The organism is Streptomyces fragilis (genome assembly GCF_003112515.1).
GTDB lineage: Bacteria > Actinomycetota > Actinomycetes > Streptomycetales > Streptomycetaceae > Streptomyces > Streptomyces fragilis.
The window spans coordinates 120,958-133,468 of sequence record NZ_BEVZ01000004.1 but is presented as its reverse complement, the minus strand read 5'-3'; the positions used below and the strand labels follow the sequence as shown (position 1 = coordinate 133,468).

Here is a 12,511-nt window from a genome sequence, read left to right as displayed (position 1 = left end):
TCAGGCTCCTACGATCCGCATATGTCTACAGTGATAGCCATCATCGCCTTGGTGCTTAGTGTTGTGTCGCTTCTATGGCAGGCATGGAGCTGGTGGCGTTCGGGACCAATCATCGAGGTTGCCGCGGGCATTGACAGTCCCGTCTTCGAAGGTCAGCGAAGCGATCTTGCCTACCACTACATCCAGGCCATGAACAATGGGCGGGCCGCTGCAACGATCGAAGCCTTCGGCGTTGCTCTGCCCAGCGGCATTAGGCCGATTTCCCACACCCAAGAGGATTTGCCAGCCGTCGAGCCTTGCAGGCTCCCTTACCGACTTGAACCGCACTTCTCGGCGCGTTGGTACTTCACCCCCCAGATGCTCCAAGGGGAGGAAGTGCGCCAGACCTGCCGTTCGTGGTGGTATCAGGCAAAGGTGAGCGCAAAGGTAGAAGTTTTCCGAATGAGTTCGACCAGCCCACTAGGAGCTTCAACACTCGCCTAACCCCACTACCCGCCCTAGCTGTCATCCCGTCTGCCGTCGACCCACGCTCCGTGGAGCAGGCGCGGTGCCTGGCGTCCAGGTGGAGCGTCCCACTGGACGAACGACCTGGACGCCAGGTGCCGTGTCTGCTCGGCTCTGCCTGGGTCGACGGCAGACGGGATGGGAGCTCCCCTCGCCCGCCACCTTTGGCCGGCACTCGCCCGCGGTGCCCCCGCCATCTCGAAGCCTGAGCGCCCCCGCCGGAGGCATGTCCTTCACCGCGGCCCCCGTGATGCGGTACTCGCCTCACCGCCTGGTCCAACTCCTCGCGTGGGCGCGCGTCGGCGCAGCGGGCGCGGAGCGGGCCGAAGGCAGGAGCGCAGCCAGGCTTGATGAAGTAGAGAAACCCGTAACAGCTCTAGATGAAGTAGAGAAACCCGTAACAGCTCTAGTTGGCGCGGCTGAGCGCGGTCAGGTGATCGAGGTACTCACGACCGGTTGGTTCAGCGGCGAAGTCCCGATTGATGATGGCTGCAAGCTCACGGCTGACCATGAGCAGGGACGGCAGAGACTGGCGGTCGCCCTTCAGCGCCCACTCGCCATAGTTCACCGCCTGGTCCAAGTCGCCCTGCCGCGCGGCCACCACGCCGAGGGTGATCCTTGCCTCTGCCATGCGCATCGGTGAACGCTCGGACCCATCGAAATCTGTGCCCGAGCGAATCACCTCGTGGGCAAGGTTCTCGGCAAACCGGTCCTCTCCGAGCAGCCGATAGCAGTCCATGGCATAGAAGTCGAACTTCGCTGGGTCCACCACGAAGTGGTGATCGAGGTTCTCGGGGTAGGGCATCCCTTCAAGCAGCTTTCGCCCTCGGTCCAGCGCGACTTCCGTCTGTCGCCGGTCTCCCAGCCTGGCCCATCCCTTCGCCTCTTGGGCGGCAAGCTGTACGGCTACGCCGTGCGAGGGAGCTGCCTCCGTACCGGCCTGCGAGGCGGCAAGGATGCCCCGGTAATCGCCCGTGGTCAGCGCGAACCAGGCACACATCTCGTGAGCCCAGCCGGGGGTCTCCGTGTTGCCGGCCTCACGGGCTAAACCGCTTTAACGATCGCGTATGGCGGCCGGCGCTTCGGGCCGCGGGCGTGGAGAAAGGTCGAGACAACGGAATGCACGCACTGCGGCACTTCTATGCCTCGGTGCTGCTGGACGCGGGGAGAGCATCAAGGCTCTCAGCGAGTACCTGGGCCACCACGACCCTGGTTTCACCCTGCGGACGTACACGCACCTGATGCCGTCGAGCGGAACCCGGACTCGGGCCGCCGTGGACCGCATCTTCGGTGAAGGGCCTGCACAAGACGGCCCCGGGACGGCCCAGCGGTCAAATTAGGTCTCTGACCTGCGGCTATCTCAGTAGCCGAAGTCCTGGGTCCACCAGGGGCCGCCGGAGGCGAAGTGGACGCCGACGCCGAGGGTCTTGAAGTCGCAGTTCAGTATGTTCGCCCGGTGGCCCTCGCTGTTCATCCAGGCGTCCATCACCGCCGCCGCGTCCGCCTGGCCGCGGGCTATGTTCTCGCCGCCCAGGTTGTCGACGCCGGCCGCGGCCGCGCGGTCCCACGGGGTGGCGCCGCTGGGGTCCGTGTGGTCGAAGAAGTCCTGCTCGGCCATGGCCCGGCTGAAGTCGTCGGCCAGGTCGGTGAGCCCGCTGTCGGCCTTGACCGGGCTGCACCCGGCGGAGGCCCGCTCCTGGTTGACCAGCTGCAGGACCCGCGCCCGGGCGGCGTCCTCCTGCGAGAGGTCCGCGTTGCCGCCGGACGCCGGCTTGCGGGGCTCGGACGTCTTGGTGGTGGGTGCCGGCTTCTCCGGCGCGGCGGTCTTCTCGGCCGTGCGTGACGGGGAGGGCTCGGCCTCCTTCTGCTTCTTCTTCTCCTCCTTCGGGGCGGAGGGGGACGCGGTCGGCGAGGGCTCCGCCGCACCGGTCCCGGCGCCGCCGCCGGCGGAGGTGCCCGGGTCGACCCGGCCGCCCGCGCCGCCCTGCTGGGTCTCCGCGTTGTCCGGGCCGTCGAACGCGCGGATCGCACCGTCGCCGCCCAGCCGGTAGGTGTCCAGGCCGGGCACCATGCCCGTGGCGGCCGCGACCACACCGATCGCCAGCGCCGCGGAGACGCCCAGCAGCCCGGTGCGCACCGGGTGACGGGTCCGCCTCCCCTTGGCCCGGTGGCCCGAGGGTGCGGTGCGCCGCACGGGCTGCGCGGGCCGCACGGGCTGCGCGGTGGTCGGGGCGTCCTGGCGGACACCGGCCGCGGACTCCTCCGTGCCGAAGAGGTAGGCGTGGCTGCGCGCGTAGGGATCCCCGCCCGCCGAACCGTCGTGGCCGTGCTGCCGGTCCCAGCCGTCGTGGCCCCCGTCGTACCCGTATCCCTCGGGGCCGTCGTACCCGTGGGGCCCGTCGTAGCCGTAGGGGCTGTTGGAGCCCTGGGGGTACGAGCCGTAGGAGTCGTGCGTCGTCCGGTACTGCTGCTCGTGGCCCTGGTGGGGCCCGGCGGAGTGCGGGGCCGCGCCGGTGGCGCGGGGGGTGCCGCTGCTGCCCTCGGGGCCGGCGGCGGAGCGTCGGTGGCGTCCCATTCTGCTGGCCTTTCTCGGTGCTGCGGTCCACGCGACTCACTCGTACGGGTGAGTTTTGCTGGGGGTCGAGGGGGGACGCTACCGCATCGCTCCAGGGGGTGTGGGCGTCCGGTGAGACTTTTGCTCGATTAGCGTGCACACATGAACGACGACGACGCACGGCTGGTCGCCTGGGTCCGGGGCACGGTGCAGCGAGTGGGCTTCCGCTGGTTCACGCGCGCGAAGGCGCTGGAGCTCGGCGGGCTGAGTGGCTTTGCCCTCAACCTGCAGGACGGCCGGGTCCAGGTCGTCGCCGAAGGCCCCCGCGAACGGTGCGAGCGGTTGCTGGAGTGGCTCACGGGGGAGGACACGCCGGGTCGCGTGGACGGCGTGACCGAGATTTGGGACACACCCCGCGGTGGCTACACGGGCTTCGAGATCCGCTGAACGAGGCCCTCGGCAGCCCCGCGGACGTCGTCCCGCGGCGGCGGAGGCGCGGCGCGGAGGAGGAAAAGTCCAGGTGACCGCCGCGAGAGGGTTGTCACGGCAGCCCGCACAGGCCAGGATGATCCGCACGCCCCCGGGCCCCGAAGGAGACGCCGCGCGAAGTCGTCAGCGCAGAGCGCCCCGGGGACACCGCCGATACGGGGCGTGATCGTGTTGACCGTCAAACTTTTTGGTGAGACTCTGAAAGCCCCGCGCACCCTAGCTGTTTGGCATGAGGAAACAGCGGCATGAAGTCACCGGTCTGATACCGCAGTGTCGGGCATCAGGGTGCGATTCCCTCACGACCCACCACCGCTTCGGTCGGTCACTCAGTGTGGAGGACCATCCATCATGGCAAAGGCGCTTCTCGGTTACGTCGGCGGCTCCGACCCGCGACTCCTCGCCGAGATGCGACGGCTGCAGCAGCGCGTCCAGGACCTGGAATCCGAGCTCGTACGGATCCAGGCGGAGAAGGACGCGCTCGCGGCTGCCGCTTCTCGCGACCGGATGTTGGAAAGCATGGAGAGCATCGACGCACACCAGGCGGAGCCCGCGCTCACCTGATTCCGGCTCGTCGGCGGGCCGCCGCAGCGCCCGCACCTCGCCGGTGCCTCAAGGGACGCCCTCGGCGTCCCTTTCGCCTTCACCGCTCCTGCGGCCCTCCCCGCCGCTGCCGCCGTGTGCCTGGGCCCTGCCCCGGACCGTGCTCGCCCCGCCCCCGCCGCGATCCTGTAGCTCTGATCTGCCCGCCGCCCCACCGCGCGAAACCGGGCCGCGCGAAACCGGATCGCTCCGCCGGCTCGTGGAGTGCGGCAGGACCGGCCGGTAGAGTCCACCGGCGTGCACCTCAAGGCCCTGACCCTCCGCGGCTTCAAGTCGTTCGCATCCGCGACCACGCTCCGCTTCGAGCCGGGCATCACCTGCGTCGTCGGCCCGAACGGTTCCGGGAAGTCCAACGTCGTGGACGCGCTGACCTGGGTCATGGGCGAGCACAGCGCCAAGTCGCTGCGCGGCGGCAAGATGGAGGACGTCATCTTCGCCGGGACCACCGGCCGCCCTCCCCTGGGGCGCGCCGAGGTCTCGCTGACCATCGACAACTCCGACGGCGCCCTGCCCATCGAGTACGCCGAGGTCACCATCACGCGGATCATGTTCCGCAACGGCGGCAGCGAGTACCAGATCAACGGTGACACCTGCCGCCTCCTGGACATCCAGGAACTCCTTTCCGACTCCGGCATCGGCCGCGAGATGCACGTCATCGTCGGCCAGGGCCAGCTCGACTCCGTGCTGCACGCCGACCCCATGGGCCGCCGCGCCTTCATCGAGGAGGCGGCCGGCGTCCTCAAGCACCGCAAGCGCAAGGAGAAGGCGCTGCGCAAACTGGACGCCATGCAGGCCAACCTGGCCCGCGTCCAGGACCTCACCGACGAACTGCGCCGCCAGCTCAAACCACTGGGCCGGCAGGCCGCCGTGGCGCGCAGGGCCGCCGTCATCCAGGCCGACCTGCGCGACGCCCGGCTGCGCCTGCTCGCCGACGACCTGGTGAAACTGCGCGAGGCCCTGAGCGCCGAGGTGGCCGACGAGGCCGCGCTCAAGGAGCGCAAGGAGGCCACCGAGGAGGAGCTGCGCAAGGCGCTGCGCCGCGAGGCGCTCCTGGAGGACGAGGTCCGCCGCCTCACGCCGCGCCTGCAGCGCGCCCAGCAGACCTGGTACGAGCTCTCCCAGCTCGCCGAACGCGTCCGTGGCACCGTCTCGCTGGCCGACGCCCGGGTGAAGAGCGCCACCGCCGCCCCCGTCGAGGAGCGCCGCGGCCGCGACCCCGAGGACATGGAGCGCGAGGCCGCCCGCATCCGTGAGCAGGAGGCCGAACTCGAGGCCGCCCTGGAGGCCGCCGAGCGGGCCCTGGAGGACACCGTCGCGCACCGCGAGGAGCTGGAGCGCTCCCTCGCCGCCGAGGAACGCCGCCTCAAGGACGTCGCCCGCGCCATCGCCGACCGCCGCGAGGGCCTGGCCCGGCTCAGCGGCCAGGTCGGCGCCGCCCGCTCCCGGGCCGCCGCCGCCCAGGCCGAGATCGACCGCCTCGCCTCCTCACGGGACGAGGCCCAGGCGCGTGCCATGGCCGCCCAGGAGGAGTACGAGGAGCTGAAGGCCGAGGTCGACGGCCTCGACGCGGAGGACACCGAACTCGCCGAGCGGCACGACGAGGCGAAGGGCGCCCTCGCCGAGGCCGACGCCGCACTGACCGCCGCCCGCGAGGCCCTCACCCGCGCCGAACGCGAGAGCGCTGCCACCCGGGCCCGGCACGACGCCCTCGCTCTCGGCCTGCGCCGCAAGGACGGCACCGGCGCCCTGCTGGAGGCCCGGGACGCCCTCACCGGCATCCTCGGCCCCGCCGCCGGACTCCTCACCGTCGCCCCCGGCCAGGAGGCCGCCCTCGCCGCGGCCTTCGGCGCCGCCGCCGACGCGGTGGCCGCCGCCTCGCCCGCCGCGGCCGCCGAAGCCCTGCGGCTGCTGCGCAAGCAGGACGCCGGGCGCGCCGCGCTGCTGCTCGCCGGGGTGGCCGAGGAACCGGACCCGGCCCCTCGCCACGAGCGGTGGCCGCACGCCGCCGGCCTGGTGAGCGGCCCCGACCAGCTGATGCCCGCCGTCCGCCGGCTGCTGCGCGGCGTCGTGGTGGTGGACACCCTGGACGACGCCGAGGAGGTCGTCCGCTCACGCCCAGACCTCACCGCCGTCACCGCCGAGGGCGACCTGCTCGGCGCCCACTACGCGCACGGCGGCTCGGCCGCCGCGCCCAGCCTGCTGGAGGTGCAGGCCTCCGTCGACGAGGCCGCCGCCCTGCTCGAGGACCTGGAGGCGCGCTGCCGGGAACTCGCCGGGACCCAGCGGGCGGCCGCCGCGCGGCGGACCGGGTGCGCCGCCCTGGTGGAGGAGCTGGGCGAACGCCGCCGGGCCGCCGACCGCGAGAAGTCCGGCGTCTCCCAGCAGCTCGGCCGCCTGGCCGGCCAGGCCCGCGGCGCCGCCGGGGAGGCCGAGCGCGCCGCCGCCGCCACCGCCCGCGCCCAGCAGGCCCTGGAACAGGCGCTCACCGACGTCGAGGAACTGGCCGAGCGGCTGGCCGTCGCCGAGGAGATGCCGGTCGACGAGGACCCCGACACCTCCGTCCGCGACCGGCTCGCCGCCGACGGCGCCAACGCCCGGCAGACCGAGATGGAGGCCCGGCTCCAGCTGCGCACCCACGAGGAGCGGGTGAAGGCCCTGGCCGGCCGCGCCGACTCGCTGGACCGCGCCGCCCGCGCCGAACGCGAGGCCCGGGCCCGCGCCGAACGCCGCAGGGCGCGGCTGCGTCACGAGGCCGCCGTCGCCTCGGCGGTCGCCTCCGGCGCCCGGCAGCTGCTCGCCCACGTCGAGGTGTCGCTGGAGCGCGCCGACCGGGAACGCACCGCCGCCGACGCCGCCCGGGCCCGGCAGGAACGCGAGCTCGCCGCCGCCCGCACGGCCGGACGGGACCTCAAGGGCGAGCTGGACAAGCTCACCGACTCCGTCCACCGCGGCGAGGTGCTCGGTGCCGAGAAGCGGCTGCGGATCGAGCAGCTGGAGAGCAAGGCCCTGGAGGAGCTGGGCGTCGAGCCCGAGGCGCTGGTCGCCGAGTACGGTCCCGCCCAGCTCGTCCCGCCGTCGCCGCCCGCCGAGGGCGAGGAGCTGCCCGAGGACCCGGAGCACCCCCGCAACCGGCCAAGGCCGTTCGTCCGCGCCGAGCAGGAGAAGCGGCTGCGGGCCGCCGAGCGGGCCTACCAGCAGCTCGGCAAGGTCAACCCGCTCGCGCTGGAGGAGTTCGCCGCGCTGGAGGAGCGCCACCAGTTCCTCAGCGAGCAGCTGGAGGACCTGAAGAAGACCCGCGCCGACCTGCTCCAGGTGGTCAAGGAGGTCGACGAGCGGGTCGAGCAGGTCTTCACCGAGGCCTACCGGGACACCGCACGCGAGTTCGAGGGCGTCTTCGGCCGGCTCTTCCCCGGCGGAGAGGGACGGCTGCTCCTCACCGACCCCGACAACATGCTCACCACCGGCGTGGAGGTCGAGGCCCGGCCGCCGGGCAAGAAGGTCAAGCGGCTCAGCCTGCTGTCCGGCGGCGAGCGCTCGCTGACCGCCGTGGCGCTGCTGGTCTCCATCTTCAAGGCGCGGCCCAGCCCGTTCTACGTGATGGACGAGGTCGAGGCCGCCCTCGACGACACCAACCTGCAGCGGCTGATCCGGATCATGCAGGAGCTCCAGGAGTCCTCCCAGCTGATCGTGATCACCCACCAGAAGCGCACCATGGAGGTCGCCGACGCGCTGTACGGCGTGTCCATGCAGGGCGACGGCGTCTCCAAGGTGATCAGCCAGCGGCTGCGCTGAAAGCCGGGGCCCGGGCGGTTCGTCCGGTCCGGCCGGTTCATCCGGTCCGGGCGGTCCGCCCGATGCGGTCGGTTACGTCCCCGCGGGCGGGGGTGCGTGAGGCCCCGGTGCGGCCTCATCGGGAAGAAGCCCGGCGCGCGCCCCGGGTGGCGTGCGCCCCATGGCCGATACTGGGACCGTTATGGACACCCTCATCCTTGCCGTAGTCATCGCGGTGGTGGCCCTGGTCGCCCTCGCCGGCCTCGTCGTCGGCACCCGGCGCAGGAAGCCGCCGCCCCCGCCCCCGTCCGCTCCCGACATCACCGCCCCGCCGGCCGAGCCCACGGTCGGGGAGGAGGCGGAGACCCCACGGGACGAAGGGCGCCGCACGATCGAGGAGGTCGACCTCCCCGGATCGCCCAGCGGCGCCACCCTGGTCGAAGAGGTCCCCGTGGAGCCCGCCGCCCCGGCGGTCGAGGTTCCCGAGCCCACCGCCGGCCGGCTGGTCCGGCTGCGCGCCCGCCTCTCGCGCTCGCAGAACGCGCTGGGCAAGGGCCTGCTGACCCTGCTCTCGCGCGAGCACCTCGACGAGGACACCTGGGAGGAGATCGAGGACACCCTCCTCACCGCCGACGTCGGCGTGCAGCCCACCCAGGAGCTCGTGGAGCGCCTGCGCGAGCGGGTGCGGGTGCTGGGCACCCGCACCCCGGACGAGCTGCGCGTCCTGCTCCGCGAGGAGCTGCTGCAGCTGCTGAACCCCGAGTTCGACCGTTCCGTGCGGACGGACGCGAAGGAGGGCACCCCGGGCGTGGTCATGGTCGTCGGCGTCAACGGCACCGGCAAGACCACCACCACCGGCAAGCTCGCCCGCGTCCTGGTCGCGGACGGGAAGACCGTCGTCCTGGGCGCCGCGGACACCTTCCGCGCGGCCGCCGCCGACCAGCTGCAGACCTGGGGCGAGCGCGTGGGCGCCCACACGGTGCGCGGCCCGGAGGCCGGCGACCCGGCCTCGGTCGCCTTCGACTCCGTCAAGGAGGGCATCGTCACCGGCGCCGACGTGGTGCTGATCGACACCGCCGGCCGTCTGCACACCAAGACCGGCCTGATGGACGAGCTGGGCAAGGTCAAGCGGGTCGTCGAGAAGCAGGCCCCGCTGGACGAGGTGCTGCTGGTGCTGGACGCCACCACCGGGCAGAACGGCCTGGTCCAGGCCCGGGTGTTCGCCGAGGTCGTGAACATCACCGGCATCGTGCTGACCAAGCTGGACGGCACGGCCAAGGGCGGCATCGTGGTCGCCGTCCAGCGGGAGCTGGGCGTGCCGGTCAAGCTGATCGGCCTCGGTGAGGGGGCCGACGACCTCGCGCCCTTCGAGCCCGGCGCCTTCGTCGACGCCCTGATCGGCGACTGAACCCACCCCACGCAGCGCGGACCGCCAGACGCCCGCCCCGGCCACCGGCCTGGCGGGCGTCTGCCGTTCCGGGGGCCGGACCGCTCAGGCGCCGGGGCGCGTCGGGGGCCGCGTCGCGTCAGGAAGGGCGGGCCGGTCAGGAAAGGCGGGCCGCGTCAGGTGCCGGGCCGCGTCGGGGGCCGGACAGGTCAGGCAGGGTGGGCCGGGTCGGGAACGCCGGGCCGCGTCACGCGCCGGGCCGCGTCAGGAGCGGTGGGCGGCGTAGGCGAGGGTGCCGAGGAGGAGCCGCGCCGCGGGCAGCCCGCCGGCGGAGTCGAGGCCCGGCTCGCGCAGCCACCGCACCGGCCCCCGCCCGCCCCGGTCCGACGGCGGAGCCGTCACGTACGCCCCGGCCCCGAGCGCCCGCACCACGGCGGGCCCGACGTCGTCCAGGCCCATCCGGTACAGCAGCGACGGCAGCTCCTCGGCCGCGCCCACGGCCACGAAGAACTGGGCCCGCCCCTCGGGGGTGACCGTCACCGGCCCCACCGGCAGCCCCATCCGCTCCAGCCGCACCACGGCCAGGCGCCCGGCGGCCTCCGGGACCTCGAGCACGTCGAAGGCCCGCCCCACCGGCAGCATCACCGCGGCCCCGGGGTGCTCGGACCAGGCCTCTGCCACGTCGTCGAGGGTGGAACCGGCGGGAACCTCCGCAGCGAGCTCCAGCGGATGCGCCCCCGGCGCGGAACAACCCGCGCGCCCGCACGAACAGCCCCCGCCGGGCGCTGCCGCGCGCGCCCCGGGCGCCACGTCCCAGCCCCAGAGACCGGTGAACTCGGCGACCGCGGTGCAGTCGGAGGCCCGGCCCCGCCGGCGCACGCCGCCGCGCGCCCCGGACCGCGTGCCGGAACGGAGATCCCGCATACCGCCGATCGTGAAGCCCATGCCCCCTCCAACGGGTCCGCCGCGTGGCTGGTTACGTGCCGGAGGTCTGTCGTGACGCTGCGTTGCGACTACCCGCCGTCCCGTCCCGACTCGCCCGGTTCGCACCGCGCATGGAGGTGCGCGAGGCGGCACGGCCGGCTTTTCGCGCCCCCTCCGCGCATCGGGCTCCGATTCGGTTTCCCGGACAGGTTTCCGATGTCGCGGGTCAAGTGAATCGCGGGTGACCGGCTCAGAGTTCACCCGTAGGGGTGGCGAAAGGTGGCGTTTCCCGAACCAGCGTGGTTGAAGCGGTGACCGTGAGGCTACGTTGAGTGTGCAAAGCTTGCGGCACATGCCCGATCGAACTTGCCAGAAGCACCTTTCCGACGGCTCGCCGGACCTCCTGTGACCGCTTCGCGGTGACGGAGAGTGACGGTGGGCTCCCCCGTGGAAGGCGCGGCGGCGGAACTCCCCGCGGCTCGGGGAATCCGCCGAATCGAAGGACGGTCCGGCGGCATTCTGATAGGGCTGTTGGCAGACACGACCGTGCCCGGGCAGGGTCCGGCAGGTCTCAGGGATGGATGGGGGCGTTCCGGTGAGCGGCAACGGCGAAGGCGGGACGAACGCTGAGAAGCGCCCCAACGAGCTGCTCAATTCGTGGTTCGTCCGCAGCGGCTGGTCCAAGGGCGAGCTCGCCCGCCAGGTGAACCGCAGGGCCCGCCAGCTCGGGGCCAACCACGTGTCCACCGACACCTCCCGGGTCCGCCGCTGGCTGGACGGCGAGAACCCGCGAGAACCCATTCCGCGGATCCTGTCCGAGTTGTTCTCCGAGCGTTTCGGCTGCGTCGTCGCCGTGGAGGACCTGGGCCTGCGCGCCGCGCACCAGGCGCCCTCGGTGGCCGGCGTCGACCTGCCCTGGACCGGCCCGCAGACGGTCGCGCTGCTCGGCGAGTTCTCCCGCAGCGACCTGATGCTGGCCCGCCGCGGCTTCCTCGGCACCTCCCTGGGGCTGGCCGCGGGGCCGTCCCTGATCGAGCCGATGCAGCGCTGGCTGGTGCCCTCGCCCGCCTCGCCCCTGGAGCCGGCCGCCCACTCCTCCGGCCGGCGCGGCGGCCTGTCCGGGCCGGAGCTCGACCAGCTGGCGAACACCATCGAGATGTTCCGCCAGTGGGACGCCCAGTGCGGTGGCGGCCTGCGCCGCAAGGCGGTCGTCGGCCAGCTCCACGAGGTCACCGACCTTCTCCAGGAGAGCCACCCCGAGCCGACCGCGCGCCGGCTGTTCGGCTTCGCGGCCGAGCTCGCCGAGCTGGCCGGCTGGATGAGCTACGACGTGGGCCTGCAGCCCACCGCGCAGAAGTACTTCGTGCTCGCCCTGCACGCGGCGAAGGAGGCGGGGGACAAGCCGCTCGGCTCGTACATCCTGTCCTCGATGGGCCGCCAGATGATCCATCTCGGCCGGCCGGACGACGCGCTGGAGCTCATCCACCTCGCCCAGTACGGCAGCCGCGACTGCGCCAGCCCCCGCACCCAGGCGATGCTGTATGCGATGGAGGGCCGCGCCTACGCGAACATGGGCCAGCCCGGCAAGTGCAAGCGCGCGGTGCGGATGGCCGAGGACACCTTCGCCGACGCCCAGGAGTGGGGCGAGCCGGAGCCCGACTGGATCGGCTTCTTCACCGAGGCGGAGCTGAACGGCGAGAACTCGCACTCCTTCCGCGACCTCGCCTACGTGGCGGGCCGCAGTCCGATCTACGCCTCGATGGCGGAACCGCTGATGAAGAAGGCCGTCGAGCTGTTCGCGCAGGACCCCGACCACCAGCGTTCCTACGCGCTGAACCTGGTCGGGATGGCGAGCGTGCACCTCCTGCAGAGCGAGCCGGAGCAGAGCACCGTGATGCTCGGACAGGCCATGAGGGTGGCCAAAAAGGTCCGCTCCGAGCGGGTCAACACCCGCATCCGCAAGACCGCCGACACGGCCGCGCGTGACTACAAGGAACTCCCCGCCGTCCGGGACATCACCCGCCAGCTGTCGGAAGAGCTTCCCGAGGCCGCCGCGGCCGTCTGACCTGCTCCTGGAGCAGCCCTCCCGTACCCCGGCCGCGGCCGGCCTTCCCGAACCGCCCGACTCGGCTCCCCCCGCCAGGTCGTCGGAAGGCCGCCGCGGCCGGCCCCTGTGCGCCGTCCCCCAGTTCATGGACGCGTAACACGCACGGCTTCTTCGTCACCGGTGCGAAACAACGAGGGGTCATGGCCGAAACGGCGCTGCGTCAATCTCGTGGCGA

9 protein-coding genes and 1 pseudogene are annotated in these 12,511 nt (G+C 72.6%); 7 read left to right on the top strand and 3 right to left on the bottom strand.

The window, feature by feature from the left end:
- Positions 1-21: 21 nt before the first annotated feature.
- Positions 22-483, top strand: a complete 462-nt coding sequence (locus tag Sfr03f_RS30280; RefSeq protein ID WP_159105645.1) for a hypothetical protein — start codon at positions 22-24, stop codon at positions 481-483.
- A gap of 427 nt (positions 484-910) precedes the next feature.
- On the opposite strand, the gene Sfr03f_RS13805 is transcribed toward Sfr03f_RS30280, so the two are convergent.
- Complete coding sequence (locus Sfr03f_RS13805) at positions 911-1,504, bottom strand: hypothetical protein (RefSeq protein WP_245967557.1); 594 nt, start codon at positions 1,502-1,504, stop codon at positions 911-913.
- A 44-nt stretch (positions 1,505-1,548) separates the two neighbouring features.
- Between Sfr03f_RS13805 and Sfr03f_RS31225 the strand changes: the two are divergent.
- Positions 1,549-1,844: pseudogene (locus Sfr03f_RS31225) on the top strand (tyrosine-type recombinase/integrase); the annotation flags it as partial.
- Between the two features lie 20 nt (positions 1,845-1,864).
- On the opposite strand, the gene Sfr03f_RS13795 reads toward Sfr03f_RS31225, so the two are convergent.
- Entirely contained in the window at positions 1,865-3,079 is a 1,215-nt protein-coding gene (locus Sfr03f_RS13795; protein WP_108954197.1) for a CAP domain-containing protein, read from the bottom strand.
- 141 nt (positions 3,080-3,220) lie between these two features.
- Between Sfr03f_RS13795 and Sfr03f_RS13790 the strand changes: the two genes are divergently transcribed.
- The 4 genes from Sfr03f_RS13790 to ftsY all read left to right on the top strand — a co-directional run bounded on the left by Sfr03f_RS13790 (position 3,221) and on the right by ftsY (position 9,326).
- Positions 3,221-3,505 (top strand): acylphosphatase, encoded by a 285-nt coding sequence (locus tag Sfr03f_RS13790; protein WP_108954196.1) that lies wholly within the window; start codon positions 3,221-3,223, stop codon positions 3,503-3,505.
- A 390-nt stretch (positions 3,506-3,895) separates the two neighbouring features.
- Positions 3,896-4,108 carry a hypothetical protein gene (locus Sfr03f_RS13785; RefSeq protein WP_108954195.1) on the top strand — a complete coding sequence of 71 codons (213 nt, stop codon included), beginning with the start codon at positions 3,896-3,898 and terminating at the stop codon, positions 4,106-4,108.
- A 276-nt stretch (positions 4,109-4,384) separates the two neighbouring features.
- Entirely contained in the window at positions 4,385-7,939 is a 3,555-nt protein-coding gene (smc, locus tag Sfr03f_RS13780; RefSeq protein ID WP_108954964.1) for a chromosome segregation protein SMC, read from the top strand.
- A gap of 181 nt (positions 7,940-8,120) precedes the next feature.
- Complete coding sequence (gene ftsY / locus Sfr03f_RS13775; protein ID WP_108954194.1) at positions 8,121-9,326, top strand: signal recognition particle-docking protein FtsY; 1,206 nt, start codon at positions 8,121-8,123, stop codon at positions 9,324-9,326.
- Between the two features lie 243 nt (positions 9,327-9,569).
- Here the strand turns inward: ftsY and Sfr03f_RS13770 are convergent, their stop codons facing one another.
- Positions 9,570-10,250, bottom strand: a complete 681-nt coding sequence (locus Sfr03f_RS13770) for a bifunctional DNA primase/polymerase (RefSeq protein WP_108954193.1) — start codon at positions 10,248-10,250, stop codon at positions 9,570-9,572.
- 574 nt (positions 10,251-10,824) lie between these two features.
- Between Sfr03f_RS13770 and nsdA the strand changes: the two genes are divergently transcribed.
- Positions 10,825-12,294, top strand: a complete 1,470-nt coding sequence (gene nsdA / locus Sfr03f_RS13765; RefSeq protein WP_108954192.1) for a transcriptional repressor NsdA — start codon at positions 10,825-10,827, stop codon at positions 12,292-12,294.
- The last annotated feature ends 217 nt before the right edge of the window (positions 12,295-12,511 follow it).

Excerpts from the sequence above, each read along its gene's own strand:
- Sfr03f_RS30280 (WP_159105645.1), top strand. The coding sequence starts at position 22 with ATGTCTACAGTGATAGCCATCATCGCCTTGGTGCTTAGTGTTGTGTCG.
- Sfr03f_RS13805 (WP_245967557.1), bottom strand. The coding sequence starts at position 1,504 with ATGTGTGCCTGGTTCGCGCTGACCACGGGCGATTACCGGGGCATCCTT.
- Sfr03f_RS13795 (WP_108954197.1), bottom strand. The coding sequence starts at position 3,079 with ATGGGACGCCACCGACGCTCCGCCGCCGGCCCCGAGGGCAGCAGCGGC.
- Sfr03f_RS13790 (WP_108954196.1), top strand. The coding sequence starts at position 3,221 with ATGAACGACGACGACGCACGGCTGGTCGCCTGGGTCCGGGGCACGGTG.
- Sfr03f_RS13785 (WP_108954195.1), top strand. The coding sequence starts at position 3,896 with ATGGCAAAGGCGCTTCTCGGTTACGTCGGCGGCTCCGACCCGCGACTC.
- ftsY (WP_108954194.1), top strand. The coding sequence starts at position 8,121 with ATGGACACCCTCATCCTTGCCGTAGTCATCGCGGTGGTGGCCCTGGTC.
- Sfr03f_RS13770 (WP_108954193.1), bottom strand. The coding sequence starts at position 10,250 with ATGGGCTTCACGATCGGCGGTATGCGGGATCTCCGTTCCGGCACGCGG.